This is a genomic window from Cyclobacterium sp. 1_MG-2023 (assembly GCF_030546805.1).
Classification (GTDB): Bacteria; Bacteroidota; Bacteroidia; order Cytophagales; family Cyclobacteriaceae; genus Cyclobacterium.
In genome coordinates this window covers 37,366-62,541 of record NZ_JAUOPC010000008.1, presented here as the reverse complement: position 1 = coordinate 62,541, position 25,176 = coordinate 37,366, and the positions used below count along the sequence as shown (strand labels likewise).

Genomic DNA, 25,176 nt, shown 5'->3' with positions numbered 1-25,176 from the left:
TAAATAGATTATAAATCATAGAAAATTAAATTCAATTGTTATGAATAAGAAAGAAATAAGACTTCATATGGTTGCTGACCGAGAATACGAATCAGTCAACCCTGAAGGGAATAAAGTCCAAATGGACATGTATGATAGCGCTGAAAAGAAACATCAATCGCCTATGGAGCTATTGCTTTCCGGATTGGCTGGGTGCTCTGCAGTGGATGCTGTGCTAATGATGAAGAAAAAGCGTAAACAAGTGGTGAATTTTGAAATACATGCTGAAGGAATAAGAAATGATGGAACACCGGCCTTCTACAAGTCTATTCATTTACATTTCACCCTAACCTCTCCTGATGCGACTGAGTTGGAGTTTGAGAAAGTAATTAAGTTGGCCGTAGATAAGTATTGCTCTGTGGCTTCTAGCTTGAAATCTACAATTACCTATTCAACAGAGATTAAAAAGCCTTTATGAGGGTCGTTAATGAACTTGTCAAAGAAGGGATAAGGATTAGTTTGTTCGAATGGAACAACAAATATATTCTGAAATTTGAACTTGGTAATATGGAGCAAACTTTCAAAGTACCTTCGATGGATGTACTTGAAGAAAGTGATTTAGAAGATCTAATGAGAGGAAACTTCTTTGAAGAAGTGAAAAAAAGGTTTGATGAAATGCATCAATCTCTTCAGAATGTAACAAAAAATTTTTAAATTTGTATTAATTTAAATATTTAAAGATGTAATATTTATTTTTCGTTTTTATTATTACATTTTTGTTATCTTCTTCTTGTTTATCGGATGTAAATGCTTATAATTCTAATTCTTTGTTATTATTAGATGCTTTAATTCGAATAGAGAAAGTTGCTTTGCTGTTAATTGAAAATGATATTTTGAATTTATTCATTTTTACGATAAAGTCTTATGGTGGAAGTTGGCCAAGGTAATCACCTCTTGGTTTCTTCATCTTAAATAAAACCTGTGATGATTGAATGAGAATTATTTCAGAAACTTAAAAGTTTTGCTAAAGTGTATGCCGAATTTATTGTGCCATTTCTTGAAATCAGACAAGGGTCTATGGGAAAACTATGAAGGGACTTAGTCTATGTGTGAGCCCTTTAATATTTATAATTGGCAAGGATAGTTAAGGAATTTTTAGAGTCACCAAAAATTTACGGTATAATCCTTCAAGTGCTTTAAGAACAGTTGGTTCCTTTTAAGACTTTTAATTATTAAAACGATAATCAATGGAGATAAGAAATAACAGGTTATTACAAACACTTGAGAGAAGTAAAAATGATAAGGGTCGGTACCCTATTAATAAATAGATGACCAAAAACAGTAATTTTCAGAAATATGAAATTCTACAACCACCAGCGCCTAAAAATCGCTGGTGGTTGATAGGCCTAGGAGGTGTGTCAATAGCATTCACCTTGCTTCTAGCGCTATTTTTTTACAATTCTATTTCTAAAAATCTAATAGAAAACAGGACTTTTTTCTTAAATAAGGAAGTGGAATTTGCGGCCCATGAAGCCCAGAGGTCCTTCAATAATTTCAATGAGGATTTACTTTTTTTTGTTGAAAACCAAGAACTTATCAATCGAGAAGTCTTGGATGGAAATTCTGAAAAAATTGACTCCCTCAGGGTGCGGAAGTTGTTAAGTACTTACAATCAATTGATTGATACTTTAAGTGTTCGTACCGGAGATATTGGTTGTATATATACCTTGGGTGAAAATAATAAGCTGATTTCAAATCCACTAGAGAGTGATTGGAAGAGGGGGTTTATTGATGCATCATCATTGGTCCTCCAATCCAATGCTGGAAATGTTAAAGTTGCTGTAAAATTAAACCTTAAGAAATATTTTGAAGACCTATTGGTTAAATATTACTTGGGACCCAAGACAGATAAACTGGTTTATGGAAAGAACGGTTTTTATAAATTAAATAACAATGGACCGGTATTGTTTCAGGATGAAATAATACAAAGTGAAATTGTTCAAGAAATTGAAAGTGGGGTAGAAGGGAATTATTGGAGCCATATCTCAGAAAATAGTAGAGAGGAGGCCAAAGAGTTTCTCTTGGTTCAGTATCCTTTTAAATTAGTGAATCTAGACGAAAATTTTGCCTTTGTTTTTGTTCAGGAAAAGCCGTCGATTGATGCGGGTATTTTCGGAAATTATTTTCATTTATTTGCGGCTTTGCTAGCCCTTTTGGCAATAGTTGTAGCATTTATTTTTAAGTATTTCAAAATCACCAAAGAGAACAGTAATTTTCTTGAAAAAAAATCCAAAAATCTAAATCAATTATTAAAGCAACAGACCATCTTGCTTCAGCAGTCCAAGGGCTTTATTTATTATCAAGATCGGGAAGATAAAATATATAAGGTAAGTGAAAATGTAAGGGAAGTTTTGGGTTACAGCCCGGAGGAGTTGTTAGGCCTTTCGGTTACAGACTTAATCATTGTTGAAAGAGATGAGTTTTTGGAATCTAGGCAAGCGCTTATTGAAAAGAAAGAAGGAGTTTACCATTTTGAATTCACATCGGAATTGAAAAATGGTGATTCCATCAGGGGTAAAATTTTTGAAAAATTAATTTATAACAACGATTTAAATTATGAAGGATCTGTCGGGATTTTCACAGACATCAATGCCAAATATAGAGCGGATCAGGAATTAATAAAAAGTGAAAACAGACTGCGGTCAGTGCTAAACTGCTTGCCGGATATTATTTTTATTTACAATAATCAAGGCGTTTACCTTGATTATTACGTGCAGCAAGAAGAGCTTTTGGTAGTCCCTCCTGCTCAATCCCTGGGTAAGAAAATCAGTGATGTTTTGGGTGGTGAAGCCGGGGAAAAAGCAATGCGTGCTTTCAACAAAGTGATATTGACAGGCAAAATGCAGACTGAAGAGTTGGACTTGCTATTGGATATAGGACGTAGGTATTTTGAAGTCAGGTTTTTTAAACTGGACGAAGATAGGGTGATTTCAGTGGCACGTGACATTACCGGACAACGACTATGGGAGCGCGGCCTTAGCGAAGCCAAAGAGGCAGCAGAGCTCGCAAATAGGGAGAAATCCAGTTTCTTGGCTAATATGAGCCATGAAATTAGAACACCTCTGAATGGACTATTAGGGATCACCGGCTTATTATTTAAGACCGAACTTTCCAAAGAGCAAAATGAACTTCTATCAATTATTAGTGATTCAGGGGAATCTTTATTGAATATTGTGAATGATATTCTTGATTATTCTAAGATTGAGGCAGGAAAAATGGAGTTGGATCCGGTTGCCATGAATTTAACTGCCGAATTGGAAAAAATCATAAAGGTGTTTTCCGGAATGGTTCAGCAGAATTCACTGGTCATTAACTTAAAAATTGAAAAAAATATCCCTAAAATAATTATTCTGGATAAAGATAAATTGGCCCAGATCTTTTTTAATATCATAGGGAACGCCGTAAAATTTTCCAAAGTAGGAGGTCATATTGATATTTGTATAAGTGGCGAGTTAATCTTTACCAAAAATCTAATACTGACCTGTACAGTTAAGGACAATGGAGTTGGTATTGCCAAAGAAAAGATTCCACAGTTGGTTAAGCCATTTACTCAAGCAAGTGAGTCTTCAAATGGCGATTATAAAGGAACAGGACTGGGCTTGGCAATTGCGAATAAGCTAATAGAGCTTATGGGAGGGGTGCTCCATATTGAAAGTGAGATTGACCAAGGATCAACTTTTACCTTTGCACTTATTTCTCAAGGAAGCGAAGAAAAAGTAAATGATCCAAAGGAATCATTTTTGAAAAGTGAAAATCAAGCCATTGAGGTATTAGCTGAAGAACATCCCCTTGATATTTTGTTGGTAGAAGATAATGACATAAACCTGAAATTTATGCTGATGCTTTTGTCGCAAATGGGGTATACACCGGAAGTGGCCTTGAATGGTGTTGAAGCCATCAGTTCAGTGGAAAGTAAGCGTTTTGACTTGATTTTTATGGACAATCAAATGCCAAGGATGAATGGGATGGATGCGACTAAAGTCATCAGGGGAATGGCCTATGGTCGAAAAACGATGATTGTTGGTTTGTCTGCCAGTGTGTTTAAGGAAGACATAGAGCTAGCCATGAATATCGGGATGAATGCGTATCTAACCAAACCTGTGAAGATTCATCAGATCGTAGAAAAAATCAAGAATTGTATTCTTTGGAAAGAAAACGGATTTAAATAATCGTTTTCGTATCAAAGGATTCCAAGTAGTCTGCCACTTTTTTTACAAACATGCCACCTAGTGCGCCGTCCACCACCCTATGATCATAAGAGTGGGATAAAATCATTTTATGTCGTATCCCAATCATATCTCCAGCTGGAGATTCAATAACTGCAGGCTTTTTAGTGATTGTGCCCACTGCCAATATGCCAACCTGTGGTTGAACAATAATTGGGGTGCCCATAATATTCCCAAAAGATCCAATATTAGATAAGGTGTATGTTCCACCTTTTAGTTCCTCTGCACCCAGCCTATTCTCTCTAGCTCTTAAGGCAAGTTCATTTATTTTTTTCGATAGACCTGCAAGGGTTAATTTGTCTGCATTTTTAATTACAGGAACAATTAGATTTCCATTGGCTAAGGCTACAGCAACACCTATGTTGATGTCTTTTTTCTTGATGATTTTATCTCCTTCTACAGATATATTCATCATGGGGAAGTCTTTTAGGGCTTTGGCAATGGCCTGAACGAAAAAAGGAGTGAAGGTGATTTTCTCACCTTGCTTCGCTAGGAAATCATCCTTTATTCTATTGCGGTAAAGTACGATATTCGTCAAGTCCGCTTCAACAAAAGAGGTGACATGAGCAGAAATGTTTTTAGAATCCAGCATTCTTTGCGCAATCATCTTCCTCATCCTATCCATCTCTAGGATCTCGTCTGTTTGACCGGATACAGAGGATGCTTGGGCAACATCTCTCTTTGAAATATAATCCAGGATATCTTTTTTGGTAACCCTACCACCTTTAGCTGATCCTGAAATTTCTTCTAATTCCAAAGCGCTTACATTTTCTTGGTTTGCAATGCTTTGAACTAGAGGAGAGTAAAACCTTTTTTCTTCAAAATTGGAATGCTCATCGTAGGAAGCTTTGCCTAGGATAAGATTGGTTAATTCCGGTACATCTTGTAAAAGCTCTTTTTCGTTGCCTATTGAAGGATCGTCCAGTGCCGGAAGGTGGTCTAGGTCATTAGAATCATCTGCCTTTACTTCAATTATAGCAATTGGTTTCCCTACTTCAATAATTTCTCCTTCTTTGGCAAGTATTTTCTTCAATACTCCGGCATGTGTGGCAGGTACCTCTGTGTCTACTTTATCCGTAGCTACTTCCAATACAGATTCGTCCTGTTCTATAAGGTCACCCTCTTTTTTTAGCCATGAAAGTATAGTGCCTTCCATAATGCTCTCTCCCATTTTGGGCATCACCATTTCCACTGTTGCCATAGCTTTTACTTATATATTTTAAATCTCCCTAGCTATAAAACTAAAATTTAGTAATTGGTTTACAAAAGGAAAATCCCTAAATTTTATTTAGTATTTTGTAAGATTGTCTCCCTCAATAAGTTTAAGGAGGCAGTACTTGTTAGTTGAATATTGATAAGGCGGTCTTTTGTGAGTTGTAACTTACGTGTCCGGTAATTTTCACCATCATGACAAGCGATCCATACCAGTCCTACTGGCTTCTCATCTGTTCCTCCTCCGGGGCCTGCTATCCCACTGGTGGCTAAACCGTAAGTGGATTTAAACTTAAGCCTTACTTTCTTACTCATTTCTATTACAGTTTCTTCACTTACAGCTCCTTTTGTTGAAAGGGTTTGTGGATTTACATCAAGTAACTGTTCTTTGAAGTCATTGTGGTAGGGAATGATGGATCCATTGTAATAATTACTCGATCCGGGATTGCTGGTAATGACATGGGTCAAATATCCACCCGTACAGCTTTCAGCTATTGCAAGGCTTTCTTTTCGTTGAACCAATTGATGACCCAAGGCAGAGGCTATAGTGTCTTTGTCATAGCCATAAATGTATTCTGAAATCAATGGCTCCAATTGAATGACTTGCTCATTTACCTCTTCGATTAAAGTGTTTAAAGACTCGCCAAAAGCCGTCAACCTCAGTTTAACTTCACCCAAGGAGGGTAAATAAGCCAAGCGAATATGGGAGGGTAATTGTTCTTCCCATTCACTGATCTTGTCGGACAACCAACTTTCACCTATTCCAATTGTTTTTATCAATTTATGATAGATAACAGGTAATTTGAATTTCTCTTTGATCTTAGGGATGACAGCATTCTCCATAAGGTATTTCATCTCATGAGGAACACCAGGCATAGACATCCAAGCAACACCATTCTCTTCAAACCACATTCCCGGAGCCGTTCCTACGGCATTCTGAATATAGGTACAATTGGAAGGTAAATTGGCCTGGCTTTGGTTGGTGGGGGTTAGCTCTCTTCCTCTACTTTCGAAAAAGATTCGCACATCCTCAAGCGCTTTAGGAAATAATTTTATTGAAGCATTGAAGAAGTCTGCCAAAACATGCTTGGTCAAATCATCCTTTGTAGGTCCTAAGCCTCCGGTCATTAAAACAATGTCCACTTCTTTTGAAGCGGCTTCAAATGCTTGGCTCATGGCTTGAGGATCATCTCCGATGGTGGTCTTTCTTTTCACCCTCACCCCAATTTTATCCATCTCCTCACTTAACCATTTACTATTGGTATCCAATATTTGGCCATAGAGCAATTCATCGCCTATGGATATGATTTCTGCTGTAACAGGTTTATGCATGTGACACGGTTTTAACCTTATTTGGTTTCAAAATTAACTGTTTCCTTTGAGCAATGATTATTTTTGGGAGAAATCTTTACTATAAAATTGCTTTAAGGGACAGCTTTTCTTCTATAGGTCACAAACGCAAAATTGAATGGATTGTTTTCATCTTTGGGATGGGTGCTTTTATCGCAAATCACCCAATCTCCTTTTTCAAAATCCGGGAAATAAGTATCTGCTTCAGGATAAGCATCTATCTCAGTAATGATCATTTCATGACAGTAAGGTAAGGCCAGCTTGTAAATCTCTGCTCCCCCTAAGATGAAGATTTTTTCTAGCTCTTTTTCTTTACCTATGGCAATTGCCTCCTCCAAACTGTGTACTACTTTATGACCTTCGGGAACCGAATAATTTCGGTTACTGGTAATCACTAAATGTGTTCTGCCGGGAAGTGGTTTTTGCAAAGTCTCAAAGGTCTTTCTACCCATAATTACATGGTGACCTGCTGTAGTTTTTTTGAAGTGCTTAAGGTCTGCTGGAAGGCGCCAAGGCAAGTCTCCTTTTAAGCCGATTGCATTGTTTGTAGCCTTTGCAACTATAATAGAAACGATCAATGGATTGGGAAATATTTAAGCATTATTAATTGGCTTTCATTGGATTTGGATAGTCGGCCAACTCAAATGATTTGGGTTGGTTGGTATCAATTTTGATGATTTTCATCTCAGAAGAAACGCCTTCTTCATTGTCTGTAAAATACATTTCCATGATGTTACCACCAGGGAAGCTGGTGAAATAGGAGCTGTTTTGTTCCTTCATTTTTTTTGTGATTAGTGGACTGTTTTTGCTCCAAAAACCTTCCAATCCTTCTACAGGATCTTTGCTAATCCAATAAGTGCCTTCTCCATCTTCAGATACCATTTGGTACTCTTCACAGGTGTAACCTAATATTTCCTTGGTGTTACCTGTTTTTTCAAAGGAAACATTGGCTGGAGAAGAACCGTCACTTTCAACCTGATAGTTGTCCATCATGCCACCATAATCCATTCCAAAAGCCATGCTGGATTTTTCCTTCTCATTCTCTATCAAAATGACAGTGGCGTTGTTCTTATGATCCATAATAATCACCGACTTTTCGGACTTATTTTTACCATCAGGATCTATGAATTCCATTCCATAATAATCAGAATTATCTGTCAAAAAGGAGTTAAAACTCATTGGGTCTTCTGCTTTCCCTTTTTTATTGGTGCTTTTGATTTCTATCACAGCCAACCCCGTAAAGCTATAGTCACTTTCCGTATCAACATTCATATTGATTGATCCCATGACTTTGCTGAAGTCGTAGGAACCATTTGAAGAACCCACTTGACCGGTGGTATCTCCGTCAGCATTCTCTTCGATGTCTCCATAAAGGTTTCTAAAAGTCTTTTCAAGCTGCCTTTGGGTAGCCTTTTCAACTTCTTTTTCTACTGTCTTTTCCACAGCTCTTGAAACCCCTTCAGATGCGGCTCTTTTTATTCTCCGCAAAAGTTGGGAATGTGCATCAAAGCTGATGAATGAGAAGGCTACTAATAAAAAACACAATGACTTAAAATTCATGACATATATTATTGTTATACAATTTAAAGTTATGAAATATTCGCAAAAAGTCCTAAAGTTTGAGCTTCGTGTGGCTTAAGGTTAAATTTCAAGAATATACTCTATGATGCCGGCATTTTTGCCCTTGGGTCTTGTTACAAGTAAAGGTACTTTATTATTGACTTGAATCAGTCTTTCTGCCAGGCTACCTATAAACAAAGCCGTGGCAGCTGTTCTGCCTTTTGCACCAATAATGATAAGGTTTGCATCTATTTCTTCTGCCTTATTGATGATGTCAACCACCGGGTCATCGTCCTCATCTTTTGTGTATAGGGGCTTAATTTTGTGGCCTTTGGTATCAATTTTTCGGATAAATTTTTTGTAGTTTACCTCAGCATGCATGAGCATAATTTCACTAAACTCTTCATAGGTTTTACCTGTAAAATGGTAACCGGAAGGGACTGAGTATACATTTTGGCAAATGATATCTGATTTGCCTCCATTTTTTTCAGTAATTTCAATGGCTTCTTCAAGTGCATCTTTGGAATAATCAGAAAAATCACTTGGAACAAGAATCTTTTTTACCTTAGGACTACTGTTTTCCGGAACAATTAAAAGTGAACAAGAAGCTCGTCTTGCCAACCGCTGGGTGATTACCCCTGAGCCACTGATAGTGGTCTTTTTACCCACAAGGATTATATCTGCAGACTTTTCACTGGCTAGTTTGAGTATTTTCTTTGAAAGTTGGCCCTCTCTCACCACAAAGCTGGTGTTTATTTTCAAATTAGGATCCAGGTTCTCCTTAACCACTTGTTCCATCTGACTTTTCCTTTCTTCCACCATATTATTGATCAGATTAGGGAATTCAGATAACACATCCTTAGGGATGCTTAAGTTTCTAATAATATTTGTGAAATAAATCTTTTTAGATTGGTTGCTCTTTGCTATAAATGCGGCAAATTTTACCAATGTTTTGTCCATCTCTGATTGGTCAAGACAAACAATGATTTTTTTGATTTGATACATTATTTTTAATAATTAAAGGTTCTGTCAGGTGAATGCTATTGGTAATTATCCTCGCCAAATATCAATTGCCTAAGGTTTTTAAATTAATAAAATAATTTCTTAATACAATTTTTTACAGCCTGTTTTTAAAAGATTAAATAAGCACTTGAGACTTACCTCTTTTAAGCGGTAAAGCGCAAATACTGGAAGCGGAGGTTTGAGGTTTCCTCATATTGATTGTATATTTGCATTGTGGTTCGGGTCAGCGACATGTTCAAACTTCACAATTGATTAATATACCGAGTGAAGCGCATTTTCAAAACCAGGCCTCATCTTTTCTTAGAAAAGACCTCGTATCATTTATGATGCAGGATAACAGTGGAAGGTTGCGAGAAAAGCGCAGCTCAAATCTTGTTTAACTGGAGGTTTGTAACACTCCATGATTCGGACCATATTTAAAAGGGGGACTGCTTGTCAGTCCCCCTTTTTTTGTCTTAATACAATACTCTAAATCTGATGGTGCCTTGTATGGCTTTCAATTCATCGATAACCTTGCTGCTATAAGCTTTGTCAATATCAGTGATAACATAGCCAATTTTCTCATTGGTTTTGAGGTATTGGCCCACAATGTTTATATCAAAATCAGCCAATACATTATTGATCTTTGCCATGATACCGGGCTCATTTAAATGAATATGAATTAACCTGTGCGCATCGTGCAAGAAAGGCAACTGTATATTTGGGAAGTTTACACTATTATAAGTGTTTCCGGTATTGATGTACTCAATGATTTTGCCCGGAACAAATCGAGCAATGTTTTGCTGTGCCTCCAAAGTACTTCCTCCGATGTGGGGAGTAAGGATAGTGTTAGGCAATCCTTTTAAGGCGGATTCGAAGGGTTCAGTATTGTTCTTAGGCTCCTTAGGAAATACATCTATTCCCGCGCCGGACAAGTGACCGGAGTTTAAAGCATCACGAAGTGCAGCTACATCCACCACATGTCCCCTACTAAGGTTGATAAGATAGGCGCCTTTTTTCATTTTGGCGATTTTTTCCTGGTCCAGCAAAAGTTCATTGTCCTTTCGTCCATCCACATGTAAGGAAATGACATCACAACTTTCAAGAAGCTCGTCCAAAGAATCTACCTTCGTAGCATTCCCCAGTGCAAGCCTCTCCACCAAATCATAATAATATACATTCAAGCCCATGTTTTCAGCCAAAACAGATAATTGTGAGCCGATATTTCCATAGCCAATAATGCCTAGTTTCTTACCCCTGATTTCAAAACTTCCATTGGCACTTTTATTCCATTTGCCCTCATGCATATTAGTGGTTTTGTCGATCATACCACGCATCAAAAAGATTATCTCTGCAATGGCAAGTTCCACTACCGACCTGGTATTGCTAAATGGGGCATTGAATACAGCTATCCCTTTTTCCTGACATGTTTCCAAGTCAATTTGATTGGTGCCAATACAAAAAGCACCAATAGAAATTAACCTATCTGCATTTTCTAAAACCTTTTTGGTGACTTGGGTTTTGGAGCGAATACCAAGTACAGATACCTTTTTGATTTTTTCAGCGAGTTCCTCTTCCGAAAGTGCAGAACTGATGACTTCTACATTGTAGCCCTCCGCTTTCATTAATTCTACCCCGATTGGGTGAACATTTTCCAATAGTAGTACATTGATACGACTTTTTGGATAGGAAAACTTTTTATTCATTTTATTCACGTAGAGAATCTCATCTAAACTAGGGGCAATATGGTCTGCTTTGGAAGAAACAGAAGGCCTGTGAATATTTTCCGTAAAGGCATAAAACTTATTGGCAACACCTGAAGCTTTAATTTCATAGTCAGTGTATCCATCTCCGATTACATAGATGTCGCCACTAAGCTTTAACTTCTTGATTGTTTCAGGCTTACCATTGTTTTTTGACAAAGGATTGTCTTCATTAAAACCAATGATTTTACCGGATTCGTCATAGACAAATTCATTGGCAAAGACATTTTCCGGTTTAATTCCGAAACTTGTTACGATAGGGCTGACAAAATCCTTAAAACCATTTGAAATGATATAAATGTCAGCTCGGTTTTCAAGCAAAAACTCTTTGTTTCTTTGGAACGAATCTGAAACCTTTTTCTTTAATTCAGAAATCAATTCAGAGATTTGATCTTTGTTGGCATTCAAAATCTCTACCCGCTTGACAAGACTCTCTCTAAAAGTGAGTTTACCTTCCATTCCCTGGTCGGTAATGTCCTTTATTGATTGTAGCTTTTCAGCTTTGGCAGGATCATCCCTAAGGCTGATTTCACCTAAAATATCCAAAGCTTCTACCTTTGTAAAAGTGCTGTCAAAATCAATAATAAACTTTTTTGTGGCGGTCATTTTTAAGCAATTTTTTATGAGTTGCAAAATTAATAGATTATCGGGGAAATTTTAATTATTAGGATAAAATAACTTGTGAACATTTCAAGAAATTCCCGGCATTTTTAACCGATCATAAATTTAAAACCAATTCAATTCAGAAATATGAAACCTTTTGCTGCTCAAATGGATTTTAAAAGGAAAAGAAATTAACTTTGAGTTCTTCGACTTTTGGCGAAGAAGATTACAATAAATAATTTCCCTATTTAAAAATTTTTCCGAATGCCTTTAGCAATTGACAATATAAGAGTAGGCCGAGTTTATAAGCTTGTAAACTTTGGAGAGATCAGATTTTTGGAGGTTATGGAAAGAACCGGCAGGGAGAACTTCAAAATGAAAGATTTGGACACTCTCGAGCATTATGAACTTGAAGAGTTATTGCGCTGGGGGAAAGGGAAAGATTATGATTTGGACGAAGTACGCTAATTTATTTATAAATGAATGAAAATAATAGCTTAATAGGCGCTATCGCTAAAGCAAAATGTCCCAAATGTAGGGAAGGTAATATCTTCCCGGTTTCTGTATTTAGTTTTCGGAAATTATCTGATGTGAATCATAACTGTCCCAAATGTGGTGCAGAACTCGTCCCGGAGCCGGACTTTTATTATGGTGCCATGTACATTAGTTACGCATTGTCTGTCGCATTGTTTGTGAACGTTATGATCGTTCTTAATTATGTTTTCGACGATCCTGACCTTATGGTTTACATTGTTTCAGTTGTGTTTTTCAATGTGCTTTTACTGCCCATAATGCTCAGGTATTCTAAGGTGCTTTACCTGTATTGGCTAGGCGATATTTCTTATCAAGAGAACAAAAATAATCCAGCTCAATAAACCCGATTTATCAACACTAAACGTCGACTTCTAAAATTGTATGTGTTAAGTTAGTTAAACTTACAAAAAATATGTTCGTTATAGTTTTTGTTGAATTAAGCTTACTGATATTTTGTCATGCACCGAATACTGAAAAATATAAATATACCTGTGAGTCATGAGATTTTCATTAAAGATCCCATAAGTTCAGCATTAGGAAAGAGAATTCTCACAGAAAGCCTTGCATTAATAGAGGCAAGGGGGATGGAGGCATTTAATTTCAAAATGCTTTCCCGTGATGTAGAATGTACGGAGGCAGCGATATACAGGTATTTCGAAAACAAAAACAAATTATTGTTATACTTCATTAATTGGTATTGGGGATGGCTTGAACATAACCTTGTATATAGCACAGCCAACTTGGAAAGCCCTGAAGATAAAGTTAAGATGGCAATCAACCTTGTAGTAGAAGGGCCCATATATTTGGAAAATCTTTACCTAAACATTAGCTCACTCAAAAAAGTTGTAATGCAAGAATCGAATAAATCTTTTATGAGTAAAGAGTTAAAAAGCAATGCGAAAAATAGCATGCTGCATCAGTTTTATGATTTTAGTGAGCGCTTTAAAGATTTGATTATTCAATATAAGCCCAATTACCCTTTCCCAAAAGTGGTGGTTTCAACGCTCATTTGGTCAAGCAACCTGAATGCATTTAGCAAGTTGTATATGGCAGATTTGATTGAAGATAATTTTAACGGACAGAATAAATTGGACTTTTATTACAATATGGTTTTTAATTCGCTTAAAAGATGAATGAACAATTAATCAATACTCCTCTAAAACGATTTTTTAGTTTGCTGAAGAGTGAAAAAAGAGAGATCTATGCCATCTATTTTTATGCGGTACTCAATGGCTTGGTTTCCTTGTCACTACCTTTAGGGATTCAGGCAATTCTAAACTTTATTTTAGGAGGAAGACTCACCACTTCTTGGGTTATTTTGGTAATCGTGGTTGCCCTTGGGGTAATATTTGGTGGCTTTTTGCAAGTAAGCCAGCTGTACTTATCTGAAAAATTACAACAACGGGTCTTCAGTAAATCGGCTATTGAATTTGCGTATAGATTACCAAGGTTAAAGATGGAGGCCTTGCGGGGTAATTATGCTCCCGAATTGGTCAATAGGTTTTTTGATACCATTAATCTACAAAAGGGACTTTCAAAACTGCTAATAGATTTTAGTACTGCTTCACTTCAGGTCTTCTTCGGGTTGGTATTGCTAGCCATCTACCACCCATTTTTTATTATATTCTCCCTGGTCTTGGTACTTACCATATATTTGATATTTAAGTTTACAAGTCCAAAAGGGATGAAGACCAGCCTGAAGGAGTCATCAGCAAAATATGCATTGGCCTATTGGTTGGAAGAAATAGCAAGAACTTTAGAAACATTTAAGCTTTCAGGTTTTTCCTCTTTGCCTTTTAAAAAAGTGGATGAACTCGTTAAGGAATATGTTAATTTCCGGAATTCACATTTTGCAGTCTTAATTTTTCAATTCAAGGCTTTGATTGCTTTTAAGGTGCTTATTGTTGTGATTTTATTGGTCGCAGGGAGTTTATTGCTTTTGAATAATGAGATTAGTATTGGTCAGTTTGTGGCAGCGGAAATCATCATTGTACTTATCATTAATTCAGTTGAGAAAATTATTCTTAGTTTGGAAACGGTGTACGATACCCTTACTGCTACAGAAAAACTAGGACTTATAATGGATATGGACCTAGAGCGTACATCGGGTAAGGTGAATGTTTTTAATGATGAAATGTCAGGTTTAGCTTATGGGTTTAGAAATCTTAGCCTACAATCAAATGATAAAAAATACGCGATACTTAATAATATCAATCTAGAGATAAAAGAAGGGGAGAAGGTAGTACTTACAGGGTCTAGTGGGGCAGGAAAAAGTACCTTGTTACAGGTAATGGCAGGGTTGGTGGAGGATTATCAGGGCAATGTAATTGTCAACAAATTGCCAATGGACACTTTATCCTTGGAAAAGTTAAGGTCAATGATAGGTGATAGCCTGTCTAGGCAATCCATATTTCATGGCACCATAAGGGAGAACATCACTGTGGGCAAAGAAGGGGTGGACGAAACAAAATTGAGAGAGGTTTTAGAAATTGTAGGGCTAAATGATTTTGTATACCGGCTGAAGGATGACTTGGAAACTGTTCTTTTGCCGGAAGGTAAAAGCCTCAATAATTCACTCATTAGTAAAATAATTTTAGCCCGAAGTTTATGCTTCAAACCCCAATTACTCTTACTTGAAGAGGAGCTCAATTACCTGAGCAAAGAAGAGTCTGACAGGGTTTTTGATTTTATTTTTTCAGGCCCTTGGACGCTGGTGTTGGTCACAGCTAGGAATTCGCTCTTGAAAAGAGCAGAAAAGATAGTAGTAATGGAAGCCGGAAAAATTGCGTACGATGGGGATTTTCCCGGCTATGAATTTTACCAAAACAACTTGAATAACCGTTAATCATATGTTAAATATTTCTAGAAATTCGATCAAAGAATTAATTGATCTCAATTCCTTTGAAAGTTATGGGTTGACACTATCAAGTAACCAAAGTAGGAGAAGGATAAGGATCTTATTGTATTTGTTGATGACTGGCTTTGTCTGTCTCTTTCTACCTTGGACCCAAAATTTCAGGTCTAAAGGTACGGTTACTGCTTTGAAGCCGGAGCATAGGCCCCAAACCATTCATTCGGTTATCGCTGGTAGGATTGAAAAATGGTATGTTCAAGAAGGGGAATTTGTAGAAAAAGGAGATACGGTGCTTTATCTCTCCGAAGTGAAAGAACAATACATGGATCCTGATTTATTGAACAGAACACAACTACAGGTAGAAGCCAAGGAGTTGTCAGTGAAATCATATGAAGAGAAAATCAAAGCCCAACAACAACAGCTTTCGGCTTTGAAAGAGAACAACAAACTGAGAAAAGAACAAGGGCAAAATAAACTTAGGCAAGCCAATTTGAAGGTGCTTTCTGATAGTATTATGCTGGAGGCAGAAAAGGTTAATTTTGCTGTGGCGGAAAAACAATTCCTTAGGATGGAGAAGCTATATGAGGAAGGCTTGAAATCACTAACAGACCTAGAAACAAGGAAAATAAAGCTTCAAGAAGCTAAGGCAAAAACCCTGAGCGCAGAAAATAAATTGCTGGGCAGTCGAAATGAATTTATTACTGCCCAAATTGAATTGAATGCCATTGACAATGATTTTAGGGATAAACTGGCCAAAGTAAATTCGGAAAGATTTACAGCACTTTCAGGGCAATATGACGCAGAGGCTGGGGTAAATAAGTTGAAAAACACACTGACCAATTACACGGTTAGGTCTGGAATGTATTATGTACTTGCTCCACAATCCGGTTATATAACCAAAGCCATACAAGTTGGCCTTGGAGAGACCATAAAGGAGGGCACCGAGATTATAAGTATCATGCCCCAAAATTATTCTTTGGCAGTAGAAATATATGTTGACCCAATAGATCTTCCTTTGGTGAAATTGGGTAGTAAAGTGAGGTTTATTTTTGATGGCTGGCCGGCAATCGTTTTTTCAGGTTGGCCTGAGCTATCCAATGGAACATTTGGTGGTGCAGTTATGGCAGTAGACAATTTCACCAGTTCCAATAATAAATATAGGGTTCTGGTAGTGCCTGATCCGGATGAAGAACCCTGGCCGCAGGCTTTAAGAATTGGTGCAGGTGCTGATGGCATTGCCTTACTAAACGATGTTCCTGTATGGTATGAAATATGGCGTCAAATGAATGGATTTCCACCTGATTATTATACCCTTCAAGAGTCTAAGGAATTGAAAAAACAGACCAAATGAAAAAAAGCTTGAGTTTACTTGGACTGTTGATGGTTTTGTCCATGTCTTTAAGGGCACAAGACAACAGGCTCTCCTATGATCAATTCTTGGAATGGGTAAAGCAATATCATCCCCTTGCCAAACAAGCGGATTTGATTTTAGACCTAGGAACACAAGAAGTGAGAAAAGCGCGTGGGGGATTCGATCCATATTTATATGGGAGTATTGATGAGAAACAGTACCAAGAAAAGGAATATTACAATAAAAAGGAAGCAGCACTTGTGGCGCCTACCATTGCCGGAGTTGAGTTTCAAGGTGTTTTCGAGAAAAACCGAGGAGCTTACCTTAATCCTGAAAACAATGTGCCCGACAATGGACTTTATGCTATAGGGGCATCAATTAATGTTGGAAAGGGCTTGTTGATAGATAAGCGCAGGGCAGCGCTTAAACAGGCGAAGATATACAATAAAGCTACGGAGGAGGAGAGAAGACAAAGCCTAAATCTCCTCTACTATGATGCGACGGTTGTTTACTGGAAGTGGGCAGGAGCTTTTGCTGATTTGAAGGTCAATGAAGAGGGCTTGAGGGTGGCTAAGGAAAGATTTAAGGCTGTGAAAGGCAGTTTTGAACAAGGAGATCTTCCTGCAATTGATACAGTAGAAGCTTATACCCAGGTATTGAGCCGGGAGATCAAACTGCAAAAAGCAGGTTATACTTACTTTTCAAGCATGCAGGAATTAAATGTTTACCTATGGGATGCTGATCAAAATTCTATAGATCTAGCAGCTTCAATAGCACCTGAGCCAATAGAAGGAAACAATGGATTGACATTAGACGAAGAATATCTTAATCAGGCGTTATTCAATCATCCTGAATTACGGATACTCGATTATGACCTGGCCTATTTAAATATTGAGCGCAGATACAAAGCGGAGCAGTTAAAACCAAAAATTAAATTGAAATACAACTTTTTAACTGAAACCCTTGGAGGGCTGGAGCAAGTAGGGTTTTATGAAAACAATTATAAGTTTGGTATTCAGGTTTCTACCCCTTTATTGTTGCGAAAAGAGAGAGGGGATTTAGGCTTAACCCGAGTAAAAATTAAAGAAGTTAATTATAAAAAGGATTTGAAGCTAGAGCAATTGGCTGCCAAACTTAGGAAAGTTACCAATGAATACGATGTATTAAAAAGCCAATTAAGCTTTTTGTCTCAAAATATTAAAAGTTTGGAAACTTTGTTAAGGGGGGAAAGAATGAAATTCGATTTGGGAGAGAGTTCATTGTTTTTAATCAATGCCAGAGAAAAAGGTTTATTTGATTCTCAATTGGTTTACAATAGTGTATATGTCGACCTAATCATAGCCTATTCAAAAATAAGAACTGCAGCTGGCCTGGGATTTGAGGGATATTAAACATGAAGAGATTTTATGTGTTCCGAGGGCTGACATGGCCGTTTAGATACCTGTTTTCTTTAATTAAAAGAAAATTGGGTAAGCTTGATTTACTGCGTATAGAAGTTTTTGTGGTTTTAGGCAATGATACACACCTCTTCGTTAAAGGACGAGTGGTTGAGGCCTATAAACAAAGCAGGCCCTCAGACAAACATAATGTATTTCACAATATTCTCGCCACTTTAAGAAGGTATGCGGGGAGTAGCGTGCCCGAGGCAAAGGTAGTATTAAGTTTAGGTGACCTGAAAACAATTTTAATTACAGATGAGGAAGGGGTTTTTGAGCGGTATCATCATTTCAAAAATGAAAAAGAAAAGATAGCCCAAACGGTCCAATTTTCTTTAATTGAAGAGGATGGGTTGAAAGCTGAAAAGAAATTTATAGACAAAAGTGTGCTTAAATTTCAAAAAACTTTTCCTCGAGCCATTATTTCAGATATAGATGATACCATCATTATATCCAAAGCCACCAATATTCAAGAAAAATTCTGGCTTTCGGTTTCCAAAAATGCCTACACAAGACGACCATTTCCCGGGGTTAGTGAATTTTATCGCTTGCTATCTTCCAATGCTAAATACCCGGTGTTTTATGTTTCTAGCAGCGACTGGAATCTTTTTGACTTAATAAAAGATTTTATGAACTACAGAAACATTCCGAGGGGTCCAATATTATTGAAAGACCATCATATGAGTTTAAGGAATATTTGGAAATCCGGTGGAGGTAGCCATGAGCACAAGGTAGATAAAATATCATTTTTGATGAACTTTTATCCGAAACTAAATTTTGTCCTTATTGGAGATAGTGGTCAACATGATCCTGAAATTTATGCTGAAGTTATTAATAAATATCCGGGAAGGGTAGAGGCTGTATATATCAGGCAAGTAGGGACTGTTGATGAAAACAGAGAGAAGGAATTAAATGCCTTACTTCCGCCCAATAGAATAGCATGGGTCAAAAATTCTACTGAAGCCATTGAGCATGCAAGGAAAAACCTTGACCTTTAAATTATTTTCTCTTGATGAGATCTAAAGATCCTAGAAATGTGATACCGGGAATTTGGCTAAAATCAATAGCAAAGCATCAATTTGGAAGAATAGTTATTGATATTAAGCCCCTGTGAAATCAGAAGGGCTTTTTAATTTACAATAGAGACTTTAATTTTTCGTGGGTAAGCGGTTTTTCAATAAAGCCACTGACAAAAGGGAATTCTTTGGATCGCTGTCTATCCTGAAAGTCTATGGAGCTAGATAGCATGATGATACGATCTTTCCTTTCATTTTCAAGTTCCAAATATTGGCTTAAAAAATCCCAACCATTCATAACAGGCATATTGATGTCAACAAGAATCAATAACCTTTTTTCCAATTTAGGATCTTTGAGGTATTGAAGTGCCATTTCAGCCTCTAAAAATTCAATGGTTTTAGGTGATAGATTTAATTTGTTGATTAACCGTTTATTGATCAGATTATTAATAGGGTCATCATCAATTAAAACAATTAAATCGAATGGATACATTGATATATGAATAAAAACTTTTCTCTCTCTCGTTCTCTTACACCGGAAATTTAACACTATAATTCCACTATTAAAATAAAGTATGAAATTTTTGACATCCGAGTAGCGTTAAAATTCAAAAAAAAATTTAATAAACAACTGATTTTCTATTTCTTAATTTTATTGAAACTTTTTAGTTTTATTTTCAGTGTTTATAGCCTTGATTGAAAATATCGACATTTTGTGTAGCTATTGGAAGGTTTCGATTGGTATTTAAAATATAAAGCCGATTTTTAAAAGAAATAGAGGGATTTAAACCAAGTTTTTTTAAAAAAATGCATAAAAAAAAGGGAAGCACATGTGCTTCCCTTTATAAATTTCAAAGAAAATGGGATTACATCATTCCACCCATTCCTCCGCCTCCACCCATAGGAGGAGCAGCTGGAGCATCTTCTTTAACGTCAGCTACTACACATTCTGTTGTGAGTAACAATGCTGCAATAGATGCGGCATTTTCTAAAGCAAGACGTGTTACTTTAGTAGGGTCAATGACACCTGCTTTTAACAAGTCTTCGTAACTGTCGGTTCTTGCATTGTAACCGAAATCACCTTTAGAATCTTTGATTTTATTGATCACTACAGATCCTTCTCCACCTGAATTAGAAACGATTGTTCTCAATGGAGCTTCAACAGCCTGCTTGATGATGTTGATACCGGTATCTTCGTCTTCATTAAGGCCTTTTAGATTTTCAAGGGCTACAGAAGCTCTGATTAGGGCTACACCACCACCAACAACTACACCTTCTTGTACAGCCGCTCTAGTAGCGTGAAGAGCATCATCTACTCTGTCTTTTTTCTCTTTCATTTCCACTTCTGTGGCCGCACCAATGTAAAGGATAGCAACTCCACCAGATAGCTTAGCTAATCTTTCTTGAAGTTTTTCACGGTCATAATCAGAAGTAGTTTTTTCAATTTGAGATTTGATCTCGTTGATTCTAGCTTCAATCGCTGATTTTTCACCGGCACCATTAACAACAGTAGTGTTGTCTTTGTCGATGTTTACTTTCTCAGCAGTACCTAGGTAATCAATGGTTACATTCTCAAGTTTGTAACCTCTTTCTTCAGAAATCACTGTTCCACCGGTAAGAGTAGCGATGTCTTCCAACATTGCTTTTCTTCTGTCACCGAAACCTGGAGCTTTTACAGCAGCAACTTTAAGGGCACCTCTGATTTTGTTAACTACCAATGTAGCCAAAGCTTCTCCGTCTACATCTTCAGCAATGATCAACAATGGTCTACCTGACTGAGCAACAGGCTCTAAAACAGGTAGCAATTCTTTCATTGCAGAAATTTTCTTGTCGTAAATAAGGATGTATGGGTTTTCCAATTCAGCCTCCATTTTTTCAGTATTGGTGGTGAAATATGGAGAAAGGTATCCTCTGTCAAATTGCATACCTTCAACAGTCCTAACTTCAGTTTCAGTACCTTTTGCTTCTTCTACAGTGATCACACCATCTTTACCAACTTTTTCCATGGCATCTGCAATCATTTCACCGATTTCAGAGTCATTGTTGGCAGAAATAGTACCTACCTGAGCAATTTCTTTAGAAGTAGAGATTTCTTTAGAGGCAGCTCTTAATTCAGAAACGATTGCTTCTACAGCTTTATCGATACCTCTTTTAAGGTCCATTGGGTTAGCACCAGCAGCAACGTTTTTGATACCTACGGAAAAAATTGACTGTGTCAACACAGTGGCAGTAGTGGTACCGTCACCCGCATCGTCAGCTGTTTTAGAAGCTACTTCTTTCACCAATTGAGCTCCCATGTTTTCTATAGCGTCTTCCAGCTCAATTTCTTTTGCTACAGTAACACCATCTTTAGTGATGCTTGGTGCACCAAATTTCTTGTCCAAAATTACATTTCTGCCTTTTGGTCCTAATGTTACTTTAACTGCATCAGCAAGAGCGTCAACTCCTTTTTTTAGACGATCCCTTGCGTCGGTATTGAAAAATAATTCCTTAGCCATTTTAAAATTTTTTTTAATTTAAATTAATTAATCTTAATTATGAGATCTGTAATTAAAGGATAGCGAAGATGTCCGCTTCTCTCATGATCAAATAATCAGCACCTTCTACAGAAAGCTCAGTGCCGGCGTACTTACCATACAAAACAGTGTCACCAACTTTTACAGTCAATGGTTCATCTTTTTTACCATTTCCTATGGCTACTACTGTACCTTTTTGTGGTTTTTCTTTGGCAGTATCAGGGATATAAAGGCCTGAAGCCGTTTTTTCTTCTGCGGCAGCGGGTTCTACCAAAACCCTATCTGCTAGAGGTTGGATGTTAACTTTAGACATGTGATTTAGTTATTTTTAAAGTTTGATTTCTATAATACAAAATGCTTATTTACACTTTCTGTGCCAATCCTGTTTTTTACTTTTTTACTGACAGAAAGTCTTGATTAAACTTCAATACTGACAGGCCCTTCAATTAACGTGTATGGCATTCCTGTCAATTTTGCGTTTGACTATTGCGAATCCTGACATATTTACGTATTTTATCTAAAAAATTTTAATGAGATAAATTATGAGAAACTTATCGGACAACTGGATAGCTGAAGGCTTGATTGATTTTGAGTATAAAAAATATTTGCTTTTGGCCTACCTCAAGGAAGTTGAACATGAATTCAAATCAGTAAAACTTTACCCTCCCTTGGCAGAATTGATTTCGCATTACCGTAAACTTCAAAATTTTGATGCGAACAGAAACCAAATCAATTCAAAATTTCCTAAAGAAATTCAATCCATTGATCTGAAAAAGGTATCCATAAACTACAAGAACAAAACTGAAGATGATGATACCATGAAAGAATTGGCAAGTATTATAAGCTATGCCTTGCCTCAAATAAAAAAACATATCGAAGAGGGGAAAAGTATTTATGATTTTATTGAAAATCAGTTAGAGATTGAACCTGTGGGGTTATCTGCTCTTTATCAGAAGGAAGGCTATGCATTGGTCTCTAATGGTTATTCCAAGGAAATATTGGTTTACCGATACAAAATTGATTTGTTTCAGAACAATTTGGACAAATTCAGGGGCATTGCTCTCAAGTTTATTGTAGCCATCAAAAAAAGCATTACAAAGACCTGCAATCAAATAAAACTGGATTTGATCAAAAATTTCAAAGACCTGCCAAATCCTTCCACTTGGCGTATTGTGTCTAAAAATGCGATTCCTTTGGAGCAAAGCTTACTGCCAATAAGCAAGCGTTTGCTGCTCAAACATATTGAAATTGAATAAAAAAAATGGGAAGACAAGCCTTCCCATTTTTTTTAAGGTTTATAATTATTTCTAATCTTCCTTTTTCAATAGTGAGTTTTCATTCGAAACCAATATTGGTGTTGGGCTACTTTTTGCAGTGCTTTTAGCTTCGGTTTTTTCTTTGAGTCCGGCTTTTTCCGCTTGTTCCCTCAACTCTCTGTTTTTTATCACTTCATCGCCTGGCTTACCGAATAAGATCTGGTAAACTTCTTTCGAATCCTTTGCTTTCCGGATGTCTTTCACTATATCCGCCCATTCATGAAAGACCAAATAGACAGGGTTGTATGAAGTCACAGGTTTGGTGATACCATATGTAGGTCTTTCTTTTTCTTCCATAAAGGTTCCGAAAATCCTGTCCCAAATGATAAAAGTGGAGCCGTAATTTTTGTCTAAATAATGCTCGTCGCTACCATGGTGAACCCTGTGGTGTGATGGGGTAACAAAGAAATATTCAATTGGCTTAGGAAGCTTTTTGATGTATTCCGTGTGAATCCAAAATTGATACAATACAGCCACTTGGTGACAGATAAAGAATACGAATGGATTGAAGCCCATCAACATTACAGGTACAAAGAAGATAATTTTAATATGTTGTGTCCAGCCTAAACGGAAGGATACAGAGAAATTATACTTTGCGGAATTATGGTGTGTAATGTGTGTGGCCCACCAGAAACGTTGCTCATGAGTGACTCTGTGTGCCCAATACCTGGCCAAGTCAATGGCAAAGAAACAAAAGATAAAAGACCACCAGGTAGCAGGGATTTTCCAAGGTACAATGTTCCAGCAAAACAAGGCAACGCCAAAGGTGAAGGCCTTTATTAATGCGCTAATTCCCACATTCACCAGTCCAATAGTGGAGGCTGCTAAGAAATCTTTCTTATCGTAAGTATCTTTTTTTTGATATAAGCTGATGCCCCATTCTATAAAAACCAATAAAAACATCACAGGAGCGGCCCATAAAATGACATTAGGCCATTTATCAGCGCCTAAATCTTCCAGACTTAAATGATTTTCAAACATAAATATAAACTTTGAGTTGTTTTTTTAGGATTTTAAAATGTCAATTTAATCATATTCCGGCTCATCTTCAATTTTTGCTTCCTTAAATAATATTAAAATTTTAAATAAAAAAGGCCTGTTGATTTCAACAGGCCTTTAAATTTCGGTAAGCTTAATTACTTATTCTTCAGTATCGGGGCTTGTTTCTTCTGAAGCATCTTCTTCATTTCCTTCAGCAGGCAAAATAGATTGGTCGTCAAATGACGGGGTAAGAATTTGCTTTTGGGCATTCTCCACATTTGGAGAAGAAAACCCGGATGAGCTACTGCTCTCATGAAAAGCCGAAGAGCCCAATGATAAAGCCAAAATAGCAATGGCTAAAACCCATGTAGCTTTTTCTAAAATATTTCCTGTTTTGGTGACACCCATGATTTGTGAGGCGCTTCCACCAAAAGCTGCTCCGGCACCTCCTTTAGAATTTTGGCCCAAAATGACCAAAATCAATAAAACGGCCAAAACGATGATGATACTTATGATTACTGTAAACATGCTTGTTATATTATTTTATTCTCTTAACTTCTCAATTTGGTCTGCAAAGTAAGCCCTTTTCTTTGGAAAGTTCAATATTAATTTTTGATATATTTCCACAGCCTCATTTTTTTTGTTTTGCTTGACCAATAATTTGGCATATGATTCTGAAAGCATACTGTGATTTAAATGCGTACTCTGTTCAGATAAGTCAGGCAATATAACAGCCTCATCCAATTTGTCCTTGGTTAGTCGGATAGGCTTCTCCTTAAAATCATCAATTAATTTTTGCTGGGCCTCTTTGTTTTTCTTGGCAATAGGTTTCTTTTGCTTTTTTTTGCTTTTAGAGGCCTCGTCTTTTTTCTCAGCCGTTTTTTCTAGGGCCTCCTCCTTTTTTTTTACATGCGCTTGGTTATTTTCATTGGGCGAAGGGGCTGTTTTTTTTATTTTCTTTAAATTTTCCTCCAAACGCCTTAATATTTCATCTCTTTTTGGTCTGGAGGTATTATCTGGACTAACTTCTTCTTTCTGCGTACTTGTTTTTTCGGGTACCGGAGGTGCAATGGTAGCTACTATTTCTTTTGCTTCACTGTCTTTAGCATGTGTTTCAGGAGGTGTTTCAATGGGTATGTCTTGTGCAATGGGAGAGGTTCCCGTTAGCAGGCTTTTTAATCTCTTTCTATCCGGACTAACCACTGCCGCCCAGTGAAGCAAGGTTTTGGAGGCTCCCGAAGCCTTGTCCCATTCATATTTAGCCGCAAGTATTTTTGGTGCCAAAAAGTAGGGATACTTCTCTTGTAGTTTCAATGCTTTTTTTAAATCTGCATTTTCAAGATCATCGGCCTTACTTATTAAGTCTAAAAATCCTTGAGCGTTCACGACGTTTCTTTTTAAGTGTAGATGTTAAATT

At 37.0% G+C, this 25,176-nt stretch carries 23 protein-coding genes; 11 read left to right on the top strand and 12 right to left on the bottom strand.

Going from position 1 to position 25,176, the window contains the following annotated elements; all coding sequences use genetic code 11:
• The first annotated feature begins 40 nt into the window (after positions 1–40).
• From Q4534_RS13895 to Q4534_RS13885, 3 genes are all read left to right on the top strand, one after another.
• Positions 41–457, top strand: coding sequence for an OsmC family protein (locus Q4534_RS13895; RefSeq protein WP_303613752.1), 417 nt, complete (start codon positions 41–43; stop codon positions 455–457).
• A complete protein-coding gene (locus tag Q4534_RS13890) occupies positions 454–693 on the top strand; it encodes a hypothetical protein (protein ID WP_303613751.1) in 240 nt (79 codons plus the stop codon). Before Q4534_RS13895 ends, Q4534_RS13890 begins: the two co-directional genes overlap by 4 nt.
• Positions 694–1,307: 614 nt before the next feature.
• Complete coding sequence (locus Q4534_RS13885; protein WP_303613750.1) at positions 1,308–4,208, top strand: ATP-binding protein; 2,901 nt, start codon at positions 1,308–1,310, stop codon at positions 4,206–4,208.
• On the opposite strand, the gene Q4534_RS13880 is transcribed toward Q4534_RS13885, so the two are convergent.
• From Q4534_RS13880 to serA, 6 genes are all read right to left on the bottom strand, one after another.
• Complete coding sequence (locus tag Q4534_RS13880; RefSeq protein WP_303613749.1) at positions 4,201–5,466, bottom strand: dihydrolipoamide acetyltransferase family protein; 1,266 nt, start codon at positions 5,464–5,466, stop codon at positions 4,201–4,203. The genes Q4534_RS13885 and Q4534_RS13880 overlap by 8 nt on opposite strands.
• Positions 5,467–5,549: 83 nt before the next feature.
• On the bottom strand, positions 5,550–6,809 hold the full coding sequence (locus Q4534_RS13875; RefSeq protein ID WP_303613748.1) for a competence/damage-inducible protein A: 1,260 nt from the start codon (positions 6,807–6,809) through the stop codon (positions 5,550–5,552).
• A 92-nt stretch (positions 6,810–6,901) separates the two neighbouring features.
• Positions 6,902–7,405, bottom strand: coding sequence for a dihydrofolate reductase (locus Q4534_RS13870; protein WP_303613747.1), 504 nt, complete (start codon positions 7,403–7,405; stop codon positions 6,902–6,904).
• 25 nt (positions 7,406–7,430) lie between these two features.
• Positions 7,431–8,387, bottom strand: a complete 957-nt coding sequence (locus Q4534_RS13865; RefSeq protein WP_303613746.1) for a DUF4412 domain-containing protein — start codon at positions 8,385–8,387, stop codon at positions 7,431–7,433.
• A gap of 81 nt (positions 8,388–8,468) precedes the next feature.
• Positions 8,469–9,392, bottom strand: coding sequence for a universal stress protein (locus Q4534_RS13860; protein WP_303613745.1), 924 nt, complete (start codon positions 9,390–9,392; stop codon positions 8,469–8,471).
• A gap of 473 nt (positions 9,393–9,865) precedes the next feature.
• Positions 9,866–11,758: a phosphoglycerate dehydrogenase gene (serA, locus tag Q4534_RS13855; protein WP_303613744.1), complete on the bottom strand. Its 1,893-nt coding sequence runs from the start codon at positions 11,756–11,758 to the stop codon at positions 9,866–9,868.
• A gap of 261 nt (positions 11,759–12,019) precedes the next feature.
• Between serA and Q4534_RS13850 the strand changes: the two genes are divergently transcribed.
• The 7 genes from Q4534_RS13850 to Q4534_RS13820 all read left to right on the top strand — a co-directional run bounded on the left by Q4534_RS13850 (position 12,020) and on the right by Q4534_RS13820 (position 18,928).
• Positions 12,020–12,223: a hypothetical protein gene (locus tag Q4534_RS13850; protein WP_303613743.1), complete on the top strand. Its 204-nt coding sequence runs from the start codon at positions 12,020–12,022 to the stop codon at positions 12,221–12,223.
• 11 nt (positions 12,224–12,234) lie between these two features.
• Positions 12,235–12,630 carry a DUF983 domain-containing protein gene (locus Q4534_RS13845; protein ID WP_303613742.1) on the top strand — a complete coding sequence of 132 codons (396 nt, stop codon included), beginning with the start codon at positions 12,235–12,237 and terminating at the stop codon, positions 12,628–12,630.
• Positions 12,631–12,747: 117 nt separating this feature from the next.
• Positions 12,748–13,422 carry a TetR/AcrR family transcriptional regulator gene (locus Q4534_RS13840; RefSeq protein WP_303613741.1) on the top strand — a complete coding sequence of 225 codons (675 nt, stop codon included), beginning with the start codon at positions 12,748–12,750 and terminating at the stop codon, positions 13,420–13,422.
• Positions 13,419–15,134 (top strand): peptidase domain-containing ABC transporter, encoded by a 1,716-nt coding sequence (locus Q4534_RS13835; protein ID WP_303613740.1) that lies wholly within the window; start codon positions 13,419–13,421, stop codon positions 15,132–15,134. Before Q4534_RS13840 ends, Q4534_RS13835 begins: the two co-directional genes overlap by 4 nt.
• A gap of 4 nt (positions 15,135–15,138) precedes the next feature.
• Positions 15,139–16,494: an HlyD family secretion protein gene (locus tag Q4534_RS13830; protein WP_303613739.1), complete on the top strand. Its 1,356-nt coding sequence runs from the start codon at positions 15,139–15,141 to the stop codon at positions 16,492–16,494.
• Positions 16,491–17,885 (top strand): TolC family protein, encoded by a 1,395-nt coding sequence (locus tag Q4534_RS13825; protein ID WP_303613738.1) that lies wholly within the window; start codon positions 16,491–16,493, stop codon positions 17,883–17,885. The genes Q4534_RS13830 and Q4534_RS13825 overlap by 4 nt, the downstream gene beginning before the upstream one ends.
• Positions 17,886–17,887: 2 nt before the next feature.
• Positions 17,888–18,928: a phosphatase domain-containing protein gene (locus Q4534_RS13820; RefSeq protein WP_303613737.1), complete on the top strand. Its 1,041-nt coding sequence runs from the start codon at positions 17,888–17,890 to the stop codon at positions 18,926–18,928.
• Between the two features lie 136 nt (positions 18,929–19,064).
• Here the strand turns inward: Q4534_RS13820 and Q4534_RS13815 are convergent, their stop codons facing one another.
• From Q4534_RS13815 to groES, 3 genes are all read right to left on the bottom strand, one after another.
• Positions 19,065–19,439 carry a response regulator gene (locus Q4534_RS13815; protein WP_303613736.1) on the bottom strand — a complete coding sequence of 125 codons (375 nt, stop codon included), beginning with the start codon at positions 19,437–19,439 and terminating at the stop codon, positions 19,065–19,067.
• Positions 19,440–19,812: 373 nt separating this feature from the next.
• Positions 19,813–21,444 carry a chaperonin GroEL gene (gene groL, locus Q4534_RS13810; RefSeq protein ID WP_303613735.1) on the bottom strand — a complete coding sequence of 544 codons (1,632 nt, stop codon included), beginning with the start codon at positions 21,442–21,444 and terminating at the stop codon, positions 19,813–19,815.
• 52 nt (positions 21,445–21,496) lie between these two features.
• A complete protein-coding gene (gene groES, locus Q4534_RS13805) occupies positions 21,497–21,775 on the bottom strand; it encodes a co-chaperone GroES (RefSeq protein WP_073095107.1) in 279 nt (92 codons plus the stop codon).
• A 229-nt stretch (positions 21,776–22,004) separates the two neighbouring features.
• On the opposite strand from groES, the gene Q4534_RS13800 reads away from it, so the two are divergent.
• Positions 22,005–22,718 (top strand): hypothetical protein, encoded by a 714-nt coding sequence (locus tag Q4534_RS13800; protein ID WP_303613734.1) that lies wholly within the window; start codon positions 22,005–22,007, stop codon positions 22,716–22,718.
• A gap of 51 nt (positions 22,719–22,769) precedes the next feature.
• On the opposite strand, the gene Q4534_RS13795 is transcribed toward Q4534_RS13800, so the two are convergent.
• The 3 genes from Q4534_RS13795 to Q4534_RS13785 all read right to left on the bottom strand — a co-directional run bounded on the left by Q4534_RS13795 (position 22,770) and on the right by Q4534_RS13785 (position 25,145).
• Positions 22,770–23,759 (bottom strand): sterol desaturase family protein, encoded by a 990-nt coding sequence (locus Q4534_RS13795; protein ID WP_303613733.1) that lies wholly within the window; start codon positions 23,757–23,759, stop codon positions 22,770–22,772.
• Between the two features lie 159 nt (positions 23,760–23,918).
• A complete protein-coding gene (gene secG, locus Q4534_RS13790) occupies positions 23,919–24,287 on the bottom strand; it encodes a preprotein translocase subunit SecG (RefSeq protein WP_303613732.1) in 369 nt (122 codons plus the stop codon).
• A gap of 15 nt (positions 24,288–24,302) precedes the next feature.
• On the bottom strand, positions 24,303–25,145 hold the full coding sequence (locus Q4534_RS13785) for a hypothetical protein (RefSeq protein ID WP_303613731.1): 843 nt from the start codon (positions 25,143–25,145) through the stop codon (positions 24,303–24,305).
• Between the last annotated feature and the right edge of the window lie 31 nt (positions 25,146–25,176).

Bases quoted from the DNA above. Each gene is read 5' to 3' on its own strand.
- Q4534_RS13875 (WP_303613748.1), bottom strand. From the start codon at position 6,809: ATGCATAAACCTGTTACAGCAGAAATCATATCCATAGGCGATGAATTG.
- Q4534_RS13840 (WP_303613741.1), top strand. From the start codon at position 12,748: ATGCACCGAATACTGAAAAATATAAATATACCTGTGAGTCATGAGATT.
- Q4534_RS13885 (WP_303613750.1), top strand. From the start codon at position 1,308: ATGACCAAAAACAGTAATTTTCAGAAATATGAAATTCTACAACCACCA.
- Q4534_RS13865 (WP_303613746.1), bottom strand. From the start codon at position 8,387: ATGAATTTTAAGTCATTGTGTTTTTTATTAGTAGCCTTCTCATTCATC.
- Q4534_RS13830 (WP_303613739.1), top strand. From the start codon at position 15,139: ATGTTAAATATTTCTAGAAATTCGATCAAAGAATTAATTGATCTCAAT.
- Q4534_RS13815 (WP_303613736.1), bottom strand. From the start codon at position 19,439: ATGTATCCATTCGATTTAATTGTTTTAATTGATGATGACCCTATTAAT.
- Q4534_RS13890 (WP_303613751.1), top strand. From the start codon at position 454: ATGAGGGTCGTTAATGAACTTGTCAAAGAAGGGATAAGGATTAGTTTG.
- Q4534_RS13825 (WP_303613738.1), top strand. From the start codon at position 16,491: ATGAAAAAAAGCTTGAGTTTACTTGGACTGTTGATGGTTTTGTCCATG.
- Q4534_RS13850 (WP_303613743.1), top strand. From the start codon at position 12,020: ATGCCTTTAGCAATTGACAATATAAGAGTAGGCCGAGTTTATAAGCTT.
- Q4534_RS13860 (WP_303613745.1), bottom strand. From the start codon at position 9,392: ATGTATCAAATCAAAAAAATCATTGTTTGTCTTGACCAATCAGAGATG.
- Q4534_RS13800 (WP_303613734.1), top strand. From the start codon at position 22,005: ATGAGAAACTTATCGGACAACTGGATAGCTGAAGGCTTGATTGATTTT.
- groL (WP_303613735.1), bottom strand. From the start codon at position 21,444: ATGGCTAAGGAATTATTTTTCAATACCGACGCAAGGGATCGTCTAAAA.
- Q4534_RS13795 (WP_303613733.1), bottom strand. From the start codon at position 23,759: ATGTTTGAAAATCATTTAAGTCTGGAAGATTTAGGCGCTGATAAATGG.
- Q4534_RS13895 (WP_303613752.1), top strand. From the start codon at position 41: ATGAATAAGAAAGAAATAAGACTTCATATGGTTGCTGACCGAGAATAC.
- Q4534_RS13880 (WP_303613749.1), bottom strand. From the start codon at position 5,466: ATGGCAACAGTGGAAATGGTGATGCCCAAAATGGGAGAGAGCATTATG.
- Q4534_RS13845 (WP_303613742.1), top strand. From the start codon at position 12,235: ATGAATGAAAATAATAGCTTAATAGGCGCTATCGCTAAAGCAAAATGT.
- serA (WP_303613744.1), bottom strand. From the start codon at position 11,758: ATGACCGCCACAAAAAAGTTTATTATTGATTTTGACAGCACTTTTACA.
- groES (WP_073095107.1), bottom strand. From the start codon at position 21,775: ATGTCTAAAGTTAACATCCAACCTCTAGCAGATAGGGTTTTGGTAGAA.
- secG (WP_303613732.1), bottom strand. From the start codon at position 24,287: ATGTTTACAGTAATCATAAGTATCATCATCGTTTTGGCCGTTTTATTG.
- Q4534_RS13820 (WP_303613737.1), top strand. From the start codon at position 17,888: ATGAAGAGATTTTATGTGTTCCGAGGGCTGACATGGCCGTTTAGATAC.
- Q4534_RS13835 (WP_303613740.1), top strand. From the start codon at position 13,419: ATGAATGAACAATTAATCAATACTCCTCTAAAACGATTTTTTAGTTTG.